The organism is Microbulbifer sp. ABM4_008 (assembly GCF_056311705.1).
In genome coordinates this window covers 825,211-843,576 of sequence record NZ_CM149970.1, presented here as the reverse complement: position 1 = coordinate 843,576, position 18,366 = coordinate 825,211, and the positions used below count along the sequence as shown (strand labels likewise).

At 51.0% G+C, this 18,366-nt stretch carries 17 protein-coding genes; 4 read left to right on the top strand and 13 right to left on the bottom strand.

From position 1 onward, the window contains the following. Positions 1–233: 233 nt before the first annotated feature. Positions 234–794 (top strand): DUF2799 domain-containing protein, encoded by a 561-nt coding sequence (locus tag ACYX4J_RS03645; protein WP_476177917.1) that lies wholly within the window; start codon positions 234–236, stop codon positions 792–794. Between the two features lie 288 nt (positions 795–1,082). Here ACYX4J_RS03645 and arfB read toward each other — a convergent pair whose 3' ends face one another. Beyond that, a complete protein-coding gene (arfB, locus tag ACYX4J_RS03640) occupies positions 1,083–1,502 on the bottom strand; it encodes an alternative ribosome rescue aminoacyl-tRNA hydrolase ArfB (RefSeq protein WP_413663136.1) in 420 nt (139 codons plus the stop codon). Between the two features lie 427 nt (positions 1,503–1,929). Between arfB and ACYX4J_RS03635 the strand changes: the two genes are divergently transcribed. The 3 genes from ACYX4J_RS03635 to ACYX4J_RS03625 all read left to right on the top strand — a co-directional run bounded on the left by ACYX4J_RS03635 (position 1,930) and on the right by ACYX4J_RS03625 (position 5,396). Continuing rightward, positions 1,930–4,308: an autotransporter domain-containing protein gene (locus tag ACYX4J_RS03635; RefSeq protein WP_476177916.1), complete on the top strand. Its 2,379-nt coding sequence runs from the start codon at positions 1,930–1,932 to the stop codon at positions 4,306–4,308. A gap of 119 nt (positions 4,309–4,427) precedes the next feature. Then, on the top strand, positions 4,428–4,958 hold the full coding sequence (locus tag ACYX4J_RS03630; protein ID WP_476177915.1) for a GNAT family N-acetyltransferase: 531 nt from the start codon (positions 4,428–4,430) through the stop codon (positions 4,956–4,958). Between the two features lie 147 nt (positions 4,959–5,105). Further along, the gene (locus tag ACYX4J_RS03625; RefSeq protein WP_413663139.1) at positions 5,106–5,396 is read left to right on the top strand and encodes a DUF1540 domain-containing protein; all 291 of its coding nucleotides are present in this window, start codon (positions 5,106–5,108) and stop codon (positions 5,394–5,396) included. A gap of 70 nt (positions 5,397–5,466) precedes the next feature. On the opposite strand, the gene ACYX4J_RS03620 is transcribed toward ACYX4J_RS03625, so the two are convergent. The 12 genes from ACYX4J_RS03620 to nadD all read right to left on the bottom strand — a co-directional run bounded on the left by ACYX4J_RS03620 (position 5,467) and on the right by nadD (position 18,362). Then, on the bottom strand, positions 5,467–7,182 hold the full coding sequence (locus ACYX4J_RS03620; protein WP_476177914.1) for an AMP-binding protein: 1,716 nt from the start codon (positions 7,180–7,182) through the stop codon (positions 5,467–5,469). A gap of 889 nt (positions 7,183–8,071) precedes the next feature. Then, complete coding sequence (lipA, locus tag ACYX4J_RS03615; protein ID WP_476177913.1) at positions 8,072–9,055, bottom strand: lipoyl synthase; 984 nt, start codon at positions 9,053–9,055, stop codon at positions 8,072–8,074. Further along, positions 9,048–9,749, bottom strand: coding sequence for a lipoyl(octanoyl) transferase LipB (lipB, locus tag ACYX4J_RS03610; protein WP_282931474.1), 702 nt, complete (start codon positions 9,747–9,749; stop codon positions 9,048–9,050). The genes lipA and lipB overlap by 8 nt, the downstream gene beginning before the upstream one ends. Continuing rightward, entirely contained in the window at positions 9,749–10,030 is a 282-nt protein-coding gene (locus ACYX4J_RS03605; protein ID WP_282931473.1) for an HP0495 family protein, read from the bottom strand. The genes lipB and ACYX4J_RS03605 overlap by 1 nt, the downstream gene beginning before the upstream one ends. Positions 10,031–10,197: 167 nt before the next feature. Beyond that, positions 10,198–11,343 carry a D-alanyl-D-alanine carboxypeptidase family protein gene (locus ACYX4J_RS03600; protein ID WP_282931472.1) on the bottom strand — a complete coding sequence of 382 codons (1,146 nt, stop codon included), beginning with the start codon at positions 11,341–11,343 and terminating at the stop codon, positions 10,198–10,200. Between the two features lie 249 nt (positions 11,344–11,592). Then, on the bottom strand, positions 11,593–12,468 hold the full coding sequence (locus ACYX4J_RS03595) for a septal ring lytic transglycosylase RlpA family protein (RefSeq protein WP_282931471.1): 876 nt from the start codon (positions 12,466–12,468) through the stop codon (positions 11,593–11,595). A gap of 147 nt (positions 12,469–12,615) precedes the next feature. After that, positions 12,616–13,626 (bottom strand): lytic murein transglycosylase B, encoded by a 1,011-nt coding sequence (gene mltB, locus ACYX4J_RS03590; protein ID WP_444958531.1) that lies wholly within the window; start codon positions 13,624–13,626, stop codon positions 12,616–12,618. A 42-nt stretch (positions 13,627–13,668) separates the two neighbouring features. Then, a complete protein-coding gene (gene rodA, locus ACYX4J_RS03585) occupies positions 13,669–14,814 on the bottom strand; it encodes a rod shape-determining protein RodA (protein ID WP_444934043.1) in 1,146 nt (381 codons plus the stop codon). Next, positions 14,807–16,702, bottom strand: coding sequence for a penicillin-binding protein 2 (mrdA, locus tag ACYX4J_RS03580; protein ID WP_445361212.1), 1,896 nt, complete (start codon positions 16,700–16,702; stop codon positions 14,807–14,809). Before mrdA ends, rodA begins: the two co-directional genes overlap by 8 nt. A 120-nt stretch (positions 16,703–16,822) precedes the next feature. Further along, positions 16,823–17,299: a 23S rRNA (pseudouridine(1915)-N(3))-methyltransferase RlmH gene (gene rlmH, locus ACYX4J_RS03575; protein WP_444896240.1), complete on the bottom strand. Its 477-nt coding sequence runs from the start codon at positions 17,297–17,299 to the stop codon at positions 16,823–16,825. A 5-nt stretch (positions 17,300–17,304) separates the two neighbouring features. Then, positions 17,305–17,682 carry a ribosome silencing factor gene (gene rsfS / locus ACYX4J_RS03570; RefSeq protein ID WP_413663146.1) on the bottom strand — a complete coding sequence of 126 codons (378 nt, stop codon included), beginning with the start codon at positions 17,680–17,682 and terminating at the stop codon, positions 17,305–17,307. Further along, complete coding sequence (gene nadD / locus ACYX4J_RS03565) at positions 17,679–18,362, bottom strand: nicotinate-nucleotide adenylyltransferase (protein WP_444934045.1); 684 nt, start codon at positions 18,360–18,362, stop codon at positions 17,679–17,681. The genes rsfS and nadD overlap by 4 nt, the downstream gene beginning before the upstream one ends. Positions 18,363–18,366: the final 4 nt, after the last annotated feature.

The window sequence follows — 18,366 nt, the reverse complement described above, 5'->3', positions numbered from 1 at the left end:
ATTACTGATCCGCTAACTTCATCAGACTAGTCGTCGGTAGCTAACTACTTGCTCCACCTTCTCTTAAAAAGATCCGATGGAATAATTTTACGCAATACAGAAAGTTCAGCTTCCAGTCAGGAAATTCACAGTAAGCTTTGGTGAAATCACCGACACGGATAACCGCTGTGAAATTTCCCTCTCAAATTGCACTCCTCTTTCTTTTAGTTTCATTGATCTCGGGATGTGCCACCATGAGCGAAGATGAATGCTATGTCGCAGACTGGCAGGCAATCGGGTATGAAGACGGTGCAGCAGGTCGAGACATTTCTTATTTAGGGGGGCGTCGTGAGGCTTGTGCAAAGTACGGTGTGTCAGTCAATACAATGGCTTATCGCAATGGGCGAACTGAAGGGCTGGAGCTTTTTTGCACCGAGCTGCGCGGCTTTGATCAGGGTCGCTCTGGCAACAGCTATAACGGGGTCTGCCCCGCAGACCTCGAAGGGTTATTCTTGCGGGGATACAATTCAGGCCAGGATATTTTTCTTGCCAAATCTGCTGTCGAGGAACTGGTATCGGCAATTCATGACCTGGAACTGGCGAGAGAGCATATTCTCGATGATATGACAGAGATCGGTGCTTTATTGGTAGATGAGACAGTCGACAACTCTGAGCGGGTGACCTTGCTCGCTGATATTGCTCGCCTAAAGGTCAGGCATTCAGAACTGGGGATGGAAATTACTGGCTTGCAGTTCGAACTAATGCAACGAGAAGCCGAGTATCAGGAAGTATTGGCCCGTTCCCCCTACCTGTAACTCTGCTCTAAAATCCCATAAGAGCCAAGATTACCTCTGCGGGCCCTAATCTGCAGAGGTTAATTCCTGTCTCTATCTATTGTCGTGAATCAACCATTTCTAATCCCGGTCTCCATCACTACCAAACTGGCACCATATGATAAATGGAAAAAGTAGGCCTCCTACAAAAGGCAGGCTTGCAGCGGTTGCCCCCTATTCGACTTATAGACCACCAGGAAATTTGCACCAAAGAACCAAGTAAAAAGACAGTTTCAAGAAAAATTATTCTCTATATTTCGGGCAATTGGATCAGTGCTGGTCTTTTATCCTACCCCGCATTGACTTCACCTGAGAGCGACGACTTTTTGCTTGCAGGCGACGCTCCTTGGCACCACGACTGGGTTTTGTGGCCACGCGGAATTTTGGCTTAAATGCAGCTTTATCCACCAGTTCCTGCAGTCGCTCCAGGGCATCCAGGCGGTTTTTCTCCTGGGTTCGGAACCTCTGAGCCTTGATAACCACCACGCCATCAGAGGAGATTCGACGATCTTTTAACTTTAAAAGACCATCCTTAATCAACTGTGGAAGTGAAGAAGCCCGAATATCAAACCGCAGATGAATTGCACTGGAAACTTTATTTACATTTTGGCCACCGGCGCCTTGTGCGCGTATCGCACTCATTTCGATTTCTTCTTGAGGGACAGACACCTTCCCTTTTCCATAAACCATAAACACCCAATGCCCGAGTTACATCATTTTACTAAAAATACAAAATCTAATGACCATTCTGCCCAAATAGTGCAGCTATTAACCAGCCCCACCACACAGATACAATTCGCCATTGACAGAAATCAAATTATAAAAAAATGCTTCCTATAAAATGAGCATATCTAGGGGTAAACCTCATTTACCGGGAAACCCTCATTAAGTAATATTGCGCCAGCCGAATAAAAGCTATTAAAGGGGCCTTAAAGGCCAACCAGGATTTGCGGAATGATTTGTGACTTATTTTCAAGTCATAGTCAAATCCGCTAAGATTGCCCGGCTTCCTAGAAGTACTGGAGCAAAGAACAATAAAGACTCGCGCCCTGTAGTTTCCTCTGGACTGCTCCCGATGTCTCCGCGGGTGTGAGATTACCGCGACAAGGAGAAAACCATGCATAACGCCAAGCGTAGCCTCGCAGCGGCCATAGCACTCGCAACAATGACAAGCTCTGCGGCTTTTGCCAAAGAGGCAGCCTTTTCCCAGGTTATCGCCTTCGGTGACAGCCTGACCGATGTCGGCAACTACGATGTATTCACTAATGGGGGCGACGATCGCGAAGTAGCCATTAGTCTTTTATCCCAGAATCTGGGCCTGGGTGCCGTAACTCCGTCTTGTGCAGGTATGGAATCTTCCTTTTGCCTACCCACCGTAGACCCCTCACTGAGTGCAGAGGAACTTGAAGCTTCCGTTACTGCTCAGATTGCTGCTGGCTTGAGCAATGCCGGTACAGGCTGGGCCGTTGGCGGGCACAAAGCAGCTGATGTTCTGATGAATATCATCGGTCCCGACAACTATGCAGCCTACCTGCAGGCATATGGCCTGGAGGCTGACCCGAGCCGTCATAACCTGTTAAGCGCCCTGATGCCAACCACTGGTGACGAAGGCTTAACTCCCAGCTACCCGGACTCCGAACTCCTGACCCAATTGCTGGTACAACAGGCCACTGCAGCCCAATTAGTAGCCCAAGCCGAAGCTGCCCTGGCAGAAGGTGATACCGCAACTTATGCTGACCTGATGACCCAAGCTTCTGCTATGGGCGACGCCATTGAGGGCACCTTTGCTGATCTTATAGCCACTACTGGAACTTCCGGTAACCCACACCCACTGGGAATGGGCTACCTGGAAAGTACTCTGGGAAGTGCTGATCACAACGCTCTCTATTGGGTAAACGGCGGTGGTAACGACTTACTCAGCGGTTTCGAAGATGTCGTCGCTGGCACCTCAACCATCGAAGAAGTCACTGCGGATCTGGACGTTGCATCAACAATGCTGGCAAGCGCAGCTGGCGCCCTATCCGATGCAGGTGCCAATTACATCCTCGTATCCAATGTACCGGATGTCAGCAAAACTCCTGGCGTTTACGCTGCTGCATATGAAGCCGTTTACTCCAGCGACAATGCAGAGGCTCTGCAAGCTGCAGTTGATGCTGGACTAGTGAGCCAGGAAGATGCGGATGCCCAGCTGGCCACCGCCTTCGAAGAGATACTTTTCGAAGCAAGTAGCACTTCTGAAACCTTCAACTCAGCACTGTTAGCTAAGGCCAAGAATATCGACGGCGTTCTGATGGTTGACCAGGCAGGTATCCTGAAAGTCGCCCTCAATAACCCGACCATCTTTGGTTTGTCCTCCTCAGAGAACCAACTGTTTTGTTACGACGGCAGTGGCAACGACTGTATTGAGCATTCCGTTTATGGCATTAACGGCACCGACCCCGATGCAGACAAGCTGATCTTCAACGACAGTGTTCACCCCACTCAAATTGGTCAGGAAATCCTCGGTGACTACTACACCGCAATCGTGAATGCTGCTCAGGTTGCCGGTCAGCTGCCAGATATCGCAATCCAGGCTACTCGCACCCACACCAACAGCCTTGACGAGAGCCTGGCCAGTGTTCGTTACCGGTCCGCTCAGACTGGCGTTTTCGCCGGCAGCTCCCTGGGTAACGTCGACTACGATACCGATTACACCGCCAATGTCAGGGGAGACGGCTACTCCAATATTCTCGGCCTGACTTTTGCCGTACGCGACAATGCGGAAATCGGTTTTGCAGTAAGCCGCTCCAATATTGATGTGGATAATTCACAGCTTGCTATTGATTCCACCTCGACCAACTACAGCGTTTTTGGCCGCATGCACTACGACATTTTCTTTGTCGAAAGTAACGCGACCCTGACCGATGTAGATTACGATGACGTCAGCCGCTCTATCTCTCTGGGCGACACATATAACGGTAACCTGACCGGGAATACCTCTGGCGAGAACTTGTCTTTGGGTATTACTGCCGGTGCCAACCTGCTCAATAGCGAAACTTTCCAGTTCGGTCCATTTGTAAGCTTTACCAAGGTAACTACGGATGTAGATGGCTACACCGAAGATGCCATCGAAGGCTTTACCTATACCGACCTGAGTGGCAATGAGCTCGACCCACTGGGTATGCACTACGGTGATCAGGAGCGCCGCCTGAGAAACATGCGTTTTGGTGCTTTCGCCAATAAGAGCTGGGATACCATTAATGCCTATGCAGAAATTTGGTATGAAGACACCAACGGTACTGAAGAAGACACTATTGAAGTGGGTATAAAATCCATGGAAGGCAATATGAATGCCATGCCTAGCTATGCCAGTGTCGACGAAGGTATCTTCAACGGTGGCATGGGTATGATTGCCGGTATTCGCTGGCAAGCAGCTGACGCTATCGCTGTTAGCGCAACTGTCGCTTCCCGCCCAACGACTGAATCTGCCTCTGTCAATTTGACTTACCGCTTCTAAGTGGTAACTGTGCCCCCTGCCAGGGGGCACAGCCTCCCCTTCTATTTAATTTAACTACGATTCTTCTCACCTCAGAGCCTTCCCTCATCAGTGAAACTGAAAAAACAGGGTCCGTCCCAATGCTCCGACTAGAAACTGACAACCTGGCTATTCAAGAGCTTAATGAAGACCGGGATAACGGTTTAATGCTGGCACTACTCAATGATGCCGATTTTCTAAAGAATATTGGCGATCGCGGAGTTCGCACAAAAAGTGAGGCTCGCAACTATATCCTAAATGGTCCCATTGCCATGTATCGTGAGCACGGCTTTGGTATATACAAAGTGTCCTTGAACAATGGCACTGCAATAGGCATCTGCGGACTGGTTAAGCGAGAGGGGCTCAATGGAGCCGATATTGGTTTTGCCTTTTTACCCGATTATCGTGGCCAGGGTTTTGCTTTAGAAGCAGCCAAAGCTGTAATGACGTACGCCAGGGATATACTGGGATTAACGCGAATCCTTGCGATTGCACAACCAGAAAATAAACCCTCTATCCGATTACTGGAAAAACTCGGCCTAGCCCACGAGAAGCAAATTGTATTGCCAGGCGAGACTGAGAAACTGGCTTTAATGGCCTGGGACAAAGACGCAGCTGAAATAACAAACTAGAATAAAAACTATTTCTTAAGAAAGTAATTCTGATATACAGCGTCACTGCACCTTGATAATAAAAATACCACACAGACCCTGTGGTTTTTCATTGACATGCAACCATGCTGGTCTAGTCTCCAACTTACTATTAAGGAGAGGACTGCCATGATTATCGCAACCGATATGCCAGAAGTCAGTCGATGTGCCGCCAGCCAATGTGCTTATAACGCCAATGATGCTTGCCACGCCAGAGCAATTACCATTGGTGACGGTGCCGATCCCGACTGTGATACTTTCTTCACCAACTCCCGTCATACAAGCAGCTCCCGTACCGCCGGCGTTGGTGCCTGCAAAATGGAAGACTGTAAATTTAATGATGACTTCGAGTGCTCAGCAGAAAGCATTCAAATTGGGCTGACAGGAAAATCCCAGCACTGTCAGAGCTACACTCACTGACTAGACAACCAACAACCCAATAAAAAAGCCCGGATCAATACTCACCGGGCTTTTTATTAATCAGGGGCGATTAACTCACAGGTTCAAGTGAAGCCTCTTTTGAGCCCTCACTCACCGCAGTGCGAGGCTCCCATACAATCCCCTTGATATCCACGTGTTGTTTAAATAGAGGCTGATAATGAGCTTCAAGTACCTTTCGCTTAATCTTTAATGTCGGCGTTAGGAATTCATTGAGGGGAGTCCACTCTTCCTTGGTAATAAAGATGGTCTTAATCCGCTCATGTTGCGGTAACTTATCATTCACTGAAGTCAGTAGCTTCTGCAAATGCTCGTTAACTTCCCCACGTGGTAATTTCTCAGCGGACTCGGAGATAGTCACCAGCATTACTGGCTGATCCATACCGTGCCCCAGAACACAGAGCTGGGCCAGCATTGTCTCATTACCAAAAAATCCTTCGAGTCGGCTGGGCTGAATAAACTTGCCTTTACTGGTTTTGAAGGTTTCTGAAATACGCCCAGTGATATGTACCAGACCGTCCTTATCAATAAATCCAGAATCACCCGTGTGGTAATAACCGTCCCGTATTACCTCCGCAGTTTTTTCCGGTTCAAGATAGTATCCCTTCATCAAGGAACCGCTCTTAAAGAGTATCTCCCCTTCCTCAGAAATCTTAACTTCACAGCCGTGATAAGGCTTACCAACCGTCCCCGGCACAGGATCTTCCCCCGGCGGAGCAAAGCAACCATAAATAAAATTCTCGGTCATACCGTAGCCATCGGCCACCTTCATTCCCATACGGTGGTACCAGCGCAGTAGTTCAATGGAAATAGGGGACGCACCGCTAACCAATATTTCTGCATCATCCAACCCCAGACCATTGCGAACTTTCTTTCTTAACCAGGTATTGATTCCAGGAATACGTAGCAGTACTTCTTGCAGCGACGGCGGGATTTTTTCATCAATTCCCTCTTTAAACTTGGTCCAAAGGCGAGGAACCGAGAAGAACATCGTCGGACGCGTTCGCTTTAAATCTTCCAGGAAAGTATCCAGAGATTCGGGGAAATGAATTGGGGTACCAGAATACAAACAATGGAATTCAACCAATATCCGCTCTGCGGCATGAGCTAAGGGCAAATAAGAAAGAACACGGTCATTCTCATCCATTCCATAACCGCGAATCATATTTGGGGAGACAAAAACCACCGAAGACCAGCTATGCATAACCCCTTTTGGATTACCTGTAGTTCCAGAGGTGTACATGATCGTAAAGATATCATCCAGATCAAAGGTCGGCTTTTCCTCAAAACGCTCACTCTCTTTGATTAGGGTTTCCAGATCCTGGTCACAACGGATCTCACAGCGTTGGATAGCAACCGAGGGCAGCATATCAGCAACTTCCTGTAGAGCCGCATTATTGTCGGTGGCCCCACAGAAAAGCATCTTCGATTCAGAGTGCTGTAAAACATAAGTCATCGAGGAGACAGATTGACCTGGGTAAAGCGGCACGCTGATCATTCCCGCCAGCATGATACCCACATCCGCAATAATCCAGTCCGCACAATTTTTGCCGTGAATAGCGATGCGATCACCGGGCTCGTACTGAGCGCGCAAGTAGCCAGCAATCCTGCGAGCCCGATCCATTACCTCACCCCAGGTATAGTCTCTCCATTGCCGCTGCTGCATTTGGCGAAGAAAGACCGTATCAGCCTGCTGCGCCTCCCTCTGATAAAGAAGCTCTAAAGGTTGCAGGCCCTTCACCTTCTCGTACTTTTCTTCCGGGGTCATCGCTAGTCCTCTCTGATTATTGTGTTTTTTTTAATTATGAGCAGTATCATTTGTCCGGGCAGATTGCACCAATATGCAGCACACCCTGAGCGGAGTTACCAAGATAACTAAGCAGTAAAGCCATTAAATAACGACTTTTACCCGGCTTGGCTAGATCCGCCGAATGAATATGGCAGATGAAACACCTAAAAAGGCAGAATCTCTGACAGTTATTGTTTTACCTTAAGTTACTGAAGATCAGCTATTAGTGCAATTATTGTTATCAACCATAAAATGCGAATGGCTGGTCACAAAGGGGCAGACTCTTTGCTGCTTAATTGGGACATCAGGTCTAACAAAAGTATCCCATTTATCAGGACGCTACTTACTAATAGAACTAAAAACTAGTGCATTGTGGTACACAGTGTCACATGAATGTAATTCGAAATGACTTTTGATTTCTTAAAAATTTAATCCGCACTAATTTCTAATTTGATATCAGGCTTACAGAAAAACAACCGGAGACAACAAGCAAAAACAAATAGCAACACCCAACTTAAAAGCCCGAAAACTACAAAAACTTTCTTTTAGTAAGTGCAAGCACTCAGGTAAACAAAAAAACGACAAAAATCCACGGAGACTTAAAATCTATTTAAGGCAATTAATACATTAACCTTAATTTAATTAAGAGCATTAACAGCTCTTAAACATTGAAAATAGCCGCCTCAATACTTCAGAGAAAATAACTTTAATTTCTCAATCAAGAATATACTTTCAGAGCTCGCAACAGCGAAAGCACTGTCAGTTTTGTTTAAAAATAGATGTGTTTAACTGGGCGTTAAAAGCGAGATTGAGGAGGGAGAAATGGGGAGAGGGATGTGAAAAACACCCCCCTCTCCTACAAATTGTATTAACCTACCTTTTCTCCGTGAGCCTGCTTATCAGCATGGTAAGAAGAACGTACCAAGGGACCACAGGCCGCGTGCTTAAAGCCGATTTGCTCGGCGTAGCGGCGATACTCTTCAAACTCATCCGGATGGACGTAGCGTTGTACCGGCAAGTGTTCTTTACTCGGTTGCAGATACTGGCCGATCGTAAGCATATCGATATCATGCTCGCGCATATCGTCCATTACCTGGAAAATTTCCTCTTTCTCCTCACCCAGGCCAACCATCAACCCGGACTTGGTCAGTACGTCAGGGCGACGCTTTTTGTATTCCTGCAGCAGCTTTAAAGACCACTTGTAATTGGCACCGGGACGAGACTCTTTATACAGGCGTGGCACAGTTTCCAAATTGTGGTTAAACACATCCGGAGCTTCTTTCTCCAGAATGTCCAGCGCTACATCCATACGGCCGCGGAAATCCGGAGTGAGAATTTCCACTTGCAGGTTCGGGGATTGCGCTCTCGATTCACGAATACAATTGGTAAAATGCTCGGCGCCACCATCGCGCAAGTCATCCCGGTCAACAGAGGTGATTACCACATAGCGCAAACTCATTGCAGCAATGGCATCCGCCAGGTTCTTGGGCTCTTCCGGGTCCAGTGGATTGGGCTTACCGTGGCCTACGTCGCAGAAAGGACAGCGACGGGTACAGATTTCACCCATGATCATAAATGTCGCGGTACCGCCACTAAAGCACTCTCCCAAATTAGGGCAGCTCGCCTCTTCACAAACCGTTGACAGTTTTTGTGAGCGGAGAATATTTTTGATGCGATCCACTTCTTTTGAAGCGGGAACCTTTACGCGAATCCAGTCAGGCTTACGCAGCAGGTTATCGCTGGCAATTACCTTCACCGGGATACGCTCTACCTTATCGCCATCGCGAAGTTTCTCCCCCTGCTGGAGGCGGCGAGTGCGCTTAACGGGCACCAGGTTGGGTTTATCAGCCATTACTTAATTCCTGCTGTTCTGCGCTCAGCTGCGCAAATACTTTTTCATCAATGGGTTGCCACTGGGCGTCGGGCAACTGAAGAGTGTGGAGCAGCTCGCGTACAAAAATCTCGGCGACCTGGCTCCAACTCGGGGTTGGTTCCAATATTTCTGCCATCTGCACCATCTGCATCCCCGCATAGCCACAGGGGTTGATCCGCAGGAATGGAGCCAGATCCATATCGATATTGATGGCGATACCGTGGAAACTGCACCCTCGCCGAACTCGCAATCCGATAGAGGCAATCTTACTTCCCGCACGTGGGCCTTCAGTGAGGTAGACCCCAGGCGCATCGGCCCTGGGTGCCGCTGCAACACCAAAAGTTTCCAGCATTGCCACCGTGGCAGTCTCCAGGGCAGTGACCAGATCACGCACGCCGATTTTTGCTCTGCGTAGGTCCAACAAAGGGTACACCACCAACTGGCCGGGGCCGTGATAAGTCACCTGTCCCCCACGATCCACCTGAACCACGGGTATATCACCGGTATTCAGCAGGTGCTCGGCTTTGCCTGCCTGCCCCTGGGTGAAAACCGGCTCGTGCTCTACACACCAGATCTCGTCGACACTTTCGCCATCGCGACTATCGGTATAGCGCGACATGGCCTGCCAGACACTCTTGTAATCTCGCCGCGCAAGATCGCGAACAATGGTCATCAGAGCACCATATGCACAGCGGGGTGCTGTTTCAGTTCTTCAAATAATGCTTTGAGCTGCTCCTCACCAGTGGCGAGGATAAAGAAAGTCATTGAGGTGAATTTACCAGTACTACTGTCACGCAAGGTAACGCGCTCTTCATCCAGGCCGGGGGCATGGCGACGCATCACATCCAGTACAAATTCGTGCGCCTCATCATTGGCATCACGCACGACCTTGACCATGTAGTCTTCGCAGGGAAATTCAATTTTCGGGGCTTTTTGATTGGGATCTTGACTCATACCACTCTCCGGGGCCGGGCTGTTAGATATTGAGGAAAGCTTAGGCACAGCCGGGCGGCGATTATACAGCGGCTAAACAGCAGTGGACAGTGAGCAAAAGGGGAAGTGGACAGAGAGTGGGGAGGGATGGACAGGGATGGGAATCATTCCCACCCCTAAATCAGCAATTAGCTAAAAAAGCCCATTACAAAGCGCTTGATGGAGTCCCACATGCGCTTGAAGAAACCGGCACGCTCCACATCTTCGGCAGCAACTGCTTTAACATCGGCGACAGTCTCACCATCCAGGGTCACAACAACTTTACCCACTGGCTGGCCCTTCTGCACAGGCGCTTCCAGCTCACCATCCACAATCAGGTCGGCCTTAATGCCTTCCTCACCGCCACGGGGGATGGTAACGAATACATCTTTAGCTACGGCAATACCCACGCTGGGCTCTTTACCACCCCAAACACGCTCCGTCTGCAACTCTTCACCCTGACCATAGACCTTGTGGGTTTGGTAGTAGCGGAAGCCGTAGGCGAGCAGTTTTTGGGTCTCAGAGGCGCGCTTCTCATCACTGTCGGTGCCGACAACAATAGCAACCAGGCGCATGCCGCGCTTCATTGCAGAAGCTACCAGGCAGTACCCTGCTTCTTCCGTATGGCCGGTCTTAATTCCATCTACAGAGGAATCGCGCCACAGCAAACGGTTGCGGTTGGGCTGGTTAATGCCGGAGTAGCTGAAATACTTCTCGGAATAAATATCGTAATGCTCTGGGTGGTCCATTATCAGCGCACGCGCCAGTACACCCAGGTCATGGGCAGTCGTTACATGCCCCTCTGCAGGCCAGCCAGTGGCGTTGACAAAGTTAGTATCTTCCATGCCCAGCAGCTCTGCCTGCTGGTTCATAACTTCGGCAAAGACCTCTTCGCTACCGGAGACGTGTTCTGCCAGGGCGATACTCGCATCGTTACCGGACTGAATAATCACACCGCGCATCAAGTCGATAACCGGCACCTGGTCACCCACTTTGACAAACATCTTGGAGCCACCCTTGCGCCAGGCCTTTTCAGAGATACGAACCATATCGTTTTCTTTGATGCTCCCCTTAAGGATCTCCTCAGAAACGATATAGGCCGTCATCATCTTGGTTAGGCTTGCCGGCGGTACCGGAGTATCCGCCTCGTGCTCAACCAGGACCTGACCGGTGTTGGCATCTAAGAGCAGGTAAGACTTTGCCGCCAATTGAGGCGGTGCAGGGATAAGAGATTGCGCCTGGGCCAGGCCCGCACATAACAACAGGAAAGAACAGGCGATAATCCGTGTGATCATAGGTATATGTCTCGTCATTCCTCGTTTTCGTTGGCTTAACCTGCAACGAAATCTACAAGGTTAATCAGCGGCACTAGAGCTTGTCACCAAACGCCGCCTATCATTACAAAATTACAAAATACAAGAAAAAACGCGTCAATGCGCACTATTTTGTGAACGGGTATTCAAATGACTGCCGCCGATAGCATCAGTCACAATCATTTAAGGCAGATATCACCCTTACCTATTGATACCCAAAAGCCCACAACACTATTCGTAAACTACTTGTGGCTGTCCAAATTGCTTTTGCTCAACAGTTTCCCGCGCTGTTGCCAAAGCTCTCTGCTGGGTGAGTGGGCCAATTCGAACTCGATAATAAGTCTTGCCGCCACTCTGAACAGAACTAACAGCAACAGGATAGTCAATGGCCGCTGCCAATTGGGTGCGAATTTCCTGGGCCTGCGCGGAACTGCTATAAGCACCAACTTGCAGATAGGTATTGTCGGGCAACTTGATAGTCGTATCTTCCGCCAAACCAGCGGTGCCATCACTATTGGCCAGCACTTCATTGGCCGCCGGCAACGCGGCCGGGTCCAGAGCCTCTACCTCAACCCGAGCAATGCCTTTATCAATGTATCCGAGCTTTTGCGCAGCAGTATAACTGAGGTCGATGATGCGCCCGTGCACAAAGGGCCCCCGATCGTTTACCCGCACGATAATACTGCGGCCATTGTCGAGATTGGTGACCTTGGCATAGCTGGGCAGTGGTAGCGTTTTATGGGCAGCAGACATGGCATACATATTGTAGACCTCGCCATTTGCAGTGCGTCGGCCGTGGAATTTTGTTCCATACCAGGAAGCCTGCCCCACCTCTTTATAGCCCTTGACGTCATTGCGTACACGATACGTGACACCGTTGACCTTATAAGGGGATTTATTGCCGGCGTCGCCGATCGGCTCTCGGACAGGGATCGGCTCAGGGGCTGCTTGCATATTTACCGGAGCAGCAGGGCCACTATCCTTGATGCTATTAAAGTCCGGTTGCTTGGTGTTTTCGGTTTTCTGTGGTTTTGGCTGCGGGCCACTACAGGCCGCTAATATCAGGACCGCCAGGGCCACTCCCCAACGCGCTTTGCACTGAAACATAATCCCCCCGGCGCGCGACAACTTATTGCTGCCGTCTCCAAGCCGCTATTATCTGGAACTGCTAAATAAAATAGAAAAATATGAACGCTAAAAACCCAAATGGTTCCCTCCATTTGGGTTAAATTTAGCTGCGGGACTGAAGCCGCCTTAAGACTTGCCGCCTCTCGCTTTAACGATCTCTTGGGCCAGGTCATTGACGGCCATAGCGTAGAGACGACTGCGGTTATAGCGGGTGATAGTCGCGAAATTATTCAAACCGAGCCAATACTGTTTTCCCTGCTCAGTTTGCAGGGAGAATACGTTGGCCGGCATTTCCGGAGCCACCTGGCTAGTAGCGTTAAAGCCTTTGTCCGCCAATTCTCCAACGGTCCACTGCGGCTGCAGAGTATCGTTGACGATTGTCATGTCCGCATTCGGGCGGGGGCTGGCCAGTACCGCGACCGGTTCACCGGGCTTCCATCCATGTTTGACGAAATAGTTAGCCACACTGCCGATCGCATCGGTAGGGTTATTCCATATATCTGCCTTGCCATCGTCGCTGAAGTCCACCGCATAAGAACGGTAGCTTGAAGGCATGAATTGACCGTAGCCCATAGCCCCAGCATAAGAGCCCTTGAGAGCCAAGGGGTCCATATCCTGCTCACGAGTCAGCAGAAGGTAATTTTCTAACTCTTTGGTAAAAAACGCAGAGCGACGGGGGTAGTTAAATGCCAGCGTGGAAAGTGCATCCAAAACCCGGTAGCCGCCCATATTACCGCCGTATCGGGTTTCAATTCCGATGATGGCAACAATCATCTCTGCCGGTACACCGTATTTCTTTTCAGCCTCAGCCAGGGCCTCGGCGTTTTGATCCCAGAAGTCCACCCCACCGGCAATGCTCTGCGGGGTGAGAAACAATTTGCGATACTCGTGCCAGGGCTTGGCTTTCTCGGCTGGCCGTTTGATCGCCTTTAGAATGGAATCTTTGCGCTTGGCCTCACGCATCAGAGTCTGCATTTCTTCGCGATTAAAATCGTGCTCTTCCACCATATAATCTACGAATTCTTGCGCTTGTTTATTATTTCCATGACCCGGTTCCTGCGCACAGGCGGCGAGGGCCAGTCCCATCCCGATTAATAATCCCGAGGTCCACTTCAAAACGACCGCTCCTGTCTTCATCTCGCGTCTCTAAATCCGGTTATTGTCCCTATGCAGTGTTCCTCAAAAGTGAACTCTGCGCCGCTCAGTGCCAACAGCCATCAACAAGCCAAATCCGGCCATCAATGTAATCAAGGATGTCCCGCCGTAACTAATCACTGGCAAAGGCACCCCCACCACCGGCAACAATCCTGTAACCATACCAATGTTTACAAATACATAGACAAAAAAAGTGAGGGTAATACTCCCCGCCAACAGTCGGCCAAATACGTGCTGGGCCATAAAGCTGATGTAAATGCCGCGGGAAATAATCAGTACATATAGCAAAAGCAGCAACAGGGCGCCGCGCATACCCCACTCCTCCGACAGTACCGCGATAATAAAATCGGTATGGCTCTCCGGCAGGAAATCGAGCTGTGACTGGGTTCCCTGCAGGTAGCCTTTGCCGTAAACACCACCGGAGCCGATAGCCGCTTTGGAGTTAAATATATTCCAACCAGCACCAAAACGGTCATCATCTGGGTTGAGCAGAGTCAAAATTCGCTGCCGCTGGTAATCGTGGAGCCCCCAGTGCCAAATTGGATAGGCAGCAACCAACAGCGCCATTGCCGCGGCACTGATCATCTTCCAACTCAACCCCGCTAGATACAGGGCAAAAAGACCGGACGCCGCAATCAGGATCGAGGTCCCCAAATCCGGTTGCCGTACGATAAGAGCTGCGGGAATCGCCACAATTGCCAAAGCTCCAATCACCGTGGTCAGTGATGGCGGCAAGCGGCGTTGATGCAGGTAAGCTGCCACTGCCATGGGGACACCGAGCTTCATCACTTCCGATGGCTGGAAGCGAAACCCGCCTATCTCCAGCCAGCGCTGTGCCCCCATCGCCTTGGTACCAAAGAACAATACCCCAACCAATAGCGCACAACCGGCCAAATAGGCCCAGGGGGACCAGCGCCGATAAAAATCCAGGGGGATTTGCGCAACGATAAACATGCCCACAAAGGCCACGCACATAAAAATTGACTGGCGCCGCACATAGTTCATATCACCGCCAGAAGCGCTGTACAGCACTCCAAGTCCTACGGCGGCCAACACCAACAACAGCACCAGTAGCGGTATATCAATATGCAGGCGGCGTGAGAGACTGGCCGGTTTGCGCAGACTGCCGTGGGCATCTGACAAACGGTGGGAGAAATCGCGACTAGCCATTGCCAGCCCCCTCGCTCAAATAAGTGGTATCCGCCGTCTTCTGCGGTTCCAACTGCGGGCGTGACATCCACTCCGCAAATAGCTCTCTTGCCACCGGGGCAGCGACCTTGCCGCCGCCCTCACCATTTTCGACTAATACCGAAACAGCGATACGGGGGTTATCCACAGGCGCGAAGGCCACAAACAGGGCGTGGTCTCGGTGGCGCTCTTGCAGGGCCTCTGAGTCATAGCGCTCCCCCTGGGCAATACCGACCACCTGAGCGGTACCGGACTTACCCGCCACGCGGAAGTCCAGATCTTTACCTGCCCGTTTCCCGGTACCGGTACGGTGGTTGACTACAGCCTCCATTCCCTCGAATACCAAATCCCAGTGATCAGGGCGGGCCTCGAGGTTGTGCAGTATCTCGGGAGGTTGTTCCACCCCGTTGATCGACTTGACCATCTGCGGGCGGTAGTGGGTACCGCGATTGGCAATCGTGGCAGTCATTACTGCAAGCTGCAGTGGCGTCGCCAACACAAACCCCTGCCCCAGCACCGCATTCAAACTGTCACCGGGGAACCAGGGCATTCCGCGGGCGCCGCGCTTCCAGTCTCGGGAAGGAAATAGTCCAGAGCGCTCCATGGGCAGATCAATCCCTGTCTTGCTGCCCAAGCCAAAATGAGAGGCGATGCTGTGCATATCATCGATATCCCAGCGGTGCGCCATATCCCAAAAGTAGACGTCACAGCTCTGCGCCATGGCCTGTATCAGATCCACTTTCTCACCGTGCCCCCAGCGCACGTGGTCGCGGTAGATGCGCGGATCGTTGGGCAGCTTGTAAAAGCCGGGGTCCTTGACTGTACTCTCTCGAGTAATAATGCCCGCCTGGAGTCCACCCAGCCCCATCAACGGCTTTAAAGTGGAACCCGGTGGATACTGACCCTGCACCGCCCGATTAAACAGGGGCACATCGAGGGAATCGCTGAGGGCGCGATAGTCGGCAAAGCTGATGCCGGTCACAAACAAATTGGGGTCGAAGGACGGCTTGCTGACAAACGCCAACACGCCACCGCTATTTACATCGATCGCAACTACTGCACCGCGACGATCTCCCAGGGCATCAGAGGCGACTTGTTGCAGTTGAGCATCCAGGTTGAGCACCAGATCCGAGCCCGGTTTGGGGTCCTGGCGCTCCAGTACTCGTAAAACCCGGCCACGAGCATTAATTTCAACATTTTCATAACCGACCTCACCAAGCAGGAGGTCCTCGTAGGAGCGTTCCAACCCAACCTTACCGATGCTACGGGTACCGCGATAGCGGCGCACATCATCCTCGGTAAAGTTACTCAGGTCCCGGTCACTGATTCGCCCCACATAGCCCACACTGTGGGCAAATAAATCCCCGAGGGAGTAGTAACGCACCAACTCCGCCTCCACTGACACCCCAGGCATACGGAATTGATTAACACTGATCCGTGCGATTTCATCTTCGTTCAAACGAAACCGGAGAGGCACTGGCTCATAGGGGCGCCGGCGCTTGAGGCGTTTCTGGAATTTGGTGACATCGTTTTCATCGAGTCGCACCAGGTTACCGATCAGCTCTAGCGTGGCATCCATATCGCGAACGCGCTCGCGAACAATCGACAAGTTATAACTGGCGCGGTTATCGGCTAGCAAAATGCCGTTGCGGTCGTAGATCAATCCGCGGGTCGGCGCGACCGGGCGCACCTGGATACGGTTCTCATCAGATTGAGTGCGGTAGTCTTCGTAATTAACCACCTGGAGGTTGTAGAAACGCGCTACGAGAACACCCAGTAAAAAGATAACCCCCACAAGCGCCACCAACATACGATTGCGAAACAATCGCTGCTCGGTATGGGGGTCCTTGAGATGGTAATCGTGCGGCATCAGAATTTATTCGATGGTTTTTGACTGGCGTGCAAAAAATCTAATTCCCTACATTAACACAGGGCGAGTCAGGAGAGAGAACCGAGTCGGCAAATCTCTCCGCGACTTATCGCAAATATTTTATTTGTGGTAGGGATGGCCGGCCAATAATGTCCAGGCGCGATAAATTTGTTCAGCCAGAACCACCCTCACCAGCGGGTGCGGCAAGGTCAGTGGGGACAGAGACCAGCGCTGGCGAGCACGGGCGAGGCAGTCTTCGGATAAACCGTCGGGCCCGCCAATTAACAGGCTGATATTTTCCCCAAGCATTTGCCAATCACTTAATTGCGCCGACAACTGCTCGGTACTCCAGGGCTTGCCTTTCACATCGAGCGCTACCACGTGGTCCCGCGGTCCCAAAGCGGCGAGCATCGCCTCGCCCTCTTTTTTTCGCGCTTTTTCAATCAGGGCTGCAGAGCTCTTTTGGCCTCGTTGGCCGAGTGGAATTTCCACCATTTCCAGAGCAATTTCCCGGGGCAGGCGCTTAGCGTACTCGGCGTAGCCCTCCTGCACCCAAGCCGGCATTTTTCCACCGGCGGCAAGAATGCGGATTTTCACAGCAATTAACCCTGGTGCGGATCACTGCCATCGGCATCGTCACGGGTATTCGGAGTCATAGACCAGAGTTTTTCCAGATCGTAGAAACCGCGAACATCTGCGAGCATCACGTGAACAACCAAGTCACCGTAGTCGACTAATACCCACTCGCCCTGGTCAACACCTTCAACACCAATGGGGCGAATACCTTCTTTTTTCAGCTCGTCTACAACGTTCTCTGCCAGGGACTTAACCTGGCGGCTGGAAGTACCAGTACAGATCAGCAGATTGTCCATTACATCTGAAAGCCCGGAAACATCCAGGGAAACAATATCCTTACCTTTCAAATCTTCCAGCGCATTGAGAGCGATATCTTTAATATTTGTCATAACACCTTGATTCATTGCGGGTCGCCTGAAGCAACCTCTGTATAAAGTCGATGATCTTCTATGTACTGCAACACAGTTGCGGGCAGTAAATAGCGTGGCGACTGGCCACTTTTAATTAATTCGCGAATTTGCGTTGCGGAAATTGGCAACATGGTCTGCTCCCGCAACAGCAGGCAACCACATGCTCGTGTATGCAAGCCTGCAACCGTGCCCCGATGATTCTCCAGCAGTTCTGCCAGAGGGCCATGCTCTTCGCTATCGCGATCTGGCAGGTGCCAGCCCGGCCTTGTTACCACCACCAGATGTGCCAGCTCCAAGAGGCGCTCCCAGCGGTGCCAGCGGTGCAGACTCAATAGGGAGTCCAATCCCATGCAGAAACTGATGGAGGTTTCACCTCCCAGTTCACTGCGCAGCTCCTCCAGGGTATCTACCGTATAAGTAGCTCCGCCACGATGGAGTTCTCGCTCATCCAGGGTGAGCTCATCACACCCCTCAAGCGCCAGAGCCAGCATTTCGCTACGCTGGCGGGACGATACACCTGGCGTCTGCCGGTGGGCAGGCTGGTGGCTGGGTAGCAGGCGCATTTCATCAAATTCGAGCACCTGGCGCAGCTCCAGCGCCATGCGCAAATGACCGAGATGAATCGGATCAAAGGTTCCGCCAAACAGGGCCAACTTATGCCTTTTGCTCGCCACAATT

Excerpts from the sequence above, each read along its gene's own strand:
- ACYX4J_RS03645 (WP_476177917.1), top strand. The coding sequence starts at position 234 with ATGAGCGAAGATGAATGCTATGTCGCAGACTGGCAGGCAATCGGGTAT.
- arfB (WP_413663136.1), bottom strand. The coding sequence starts at position 1,502 with ATGGTTTATGGAAAAGGGAAGGTGTCTGTCCCTCAAGAAGAAATCGAA.
- ACYX4J_RS03635 (WP_476177916.1), top strand. The coding sequence starts at position 1,930 with ATGCATAACGCCAAGCGTAGCCTCGCAGCGGCCATAGCACTCGCAACA.
- ACYX4J_RS03630 (WP_476177915.1), top strand. The coding sequence starts at position 4,428 with ATGCTCCGACTAGAAACTGACAACCTGGCTATTCAAGAGCTTAATGAA.
- ACYX4J_RS03625 (WP_413663139.1), top strand. The coding sequence starts at position 5,106 with ATGATTATCGCAACCGATATGCCAGAAGTCAGTCGATGTGCCGCCAGC.
- ACYX4J_RS03620 (WP_476177914.1), bottom strand. The coding sequence starts at position 7,182 with ATGACCCCGGAAGAAAAGTACGAGAAGGTGAAGGGCCTGCAACCTTTA.
- lipA (WP_476177913.1), bottom strand. The coding sequence starts at position 9,055 with ATGGCTGATAAACCCAACCTGGTGCCCGTTAAGCGCACTCGCCGCCTC.
- lipB (WP_282931474.1), bottom strand. The coding sequence starts at position 9,749 with ATGACCATTGTTCGCGATCTTGCGCGGCGAGATTACAAGAGTGTCTGG.
- ACYX4J_RS03605 (WP_282931473.1), bottom strand. The coding sequence starts at position 10,030 with ATGAGTCAAGATCCCAATCAAAAAGCCCCGAAAATTGAATTTCCCTGC.
- ACYX4J_RS03600 (WP_282931472.1), bottom strand. The coding sequence starts at position 11,343 with ATGATCACACGGATTATCGCCTGTTCTTTCCTGTTGTTATGTGCGGGC.
- ACYX4J_RS03595 (WP_282931471.1), bottom strand. The coding sequence starts at position 12,468 with ATGTTTCAGTGCAAAGCGCGTTGGGGAGTGGCCCTGGCGGTCCTGATA.
- mltB (WP_444958531.1), bottom strand. The coding sequence starts at position 13,626 with ATGAAGACAGGAGCGGTCGTTTTGAAGTGGACCTCGGGATTATTAATC.
- rodA (WP_444934043.1), bottom strand. The coding sequence starts at position 14,814 with ATGGCTAGTCGCGATTTCTCCCACCGTTTGTCAGATGCCCACGGCAGT.
- mrdA (WP_445361212.1), bottom strand. The coding sequence starts at position 16,702 with ATGCCGCACGATTACCATCTCAAGGACCCCCATACCGAGCAGCGATTG.
- rsfS (WP_413663146.1), bottom strand. The coding sequence starts at position 17,682 with ATGAATCAAGGTGTTATGACAAATATTAAAGATATCGCTCTCAATGCG.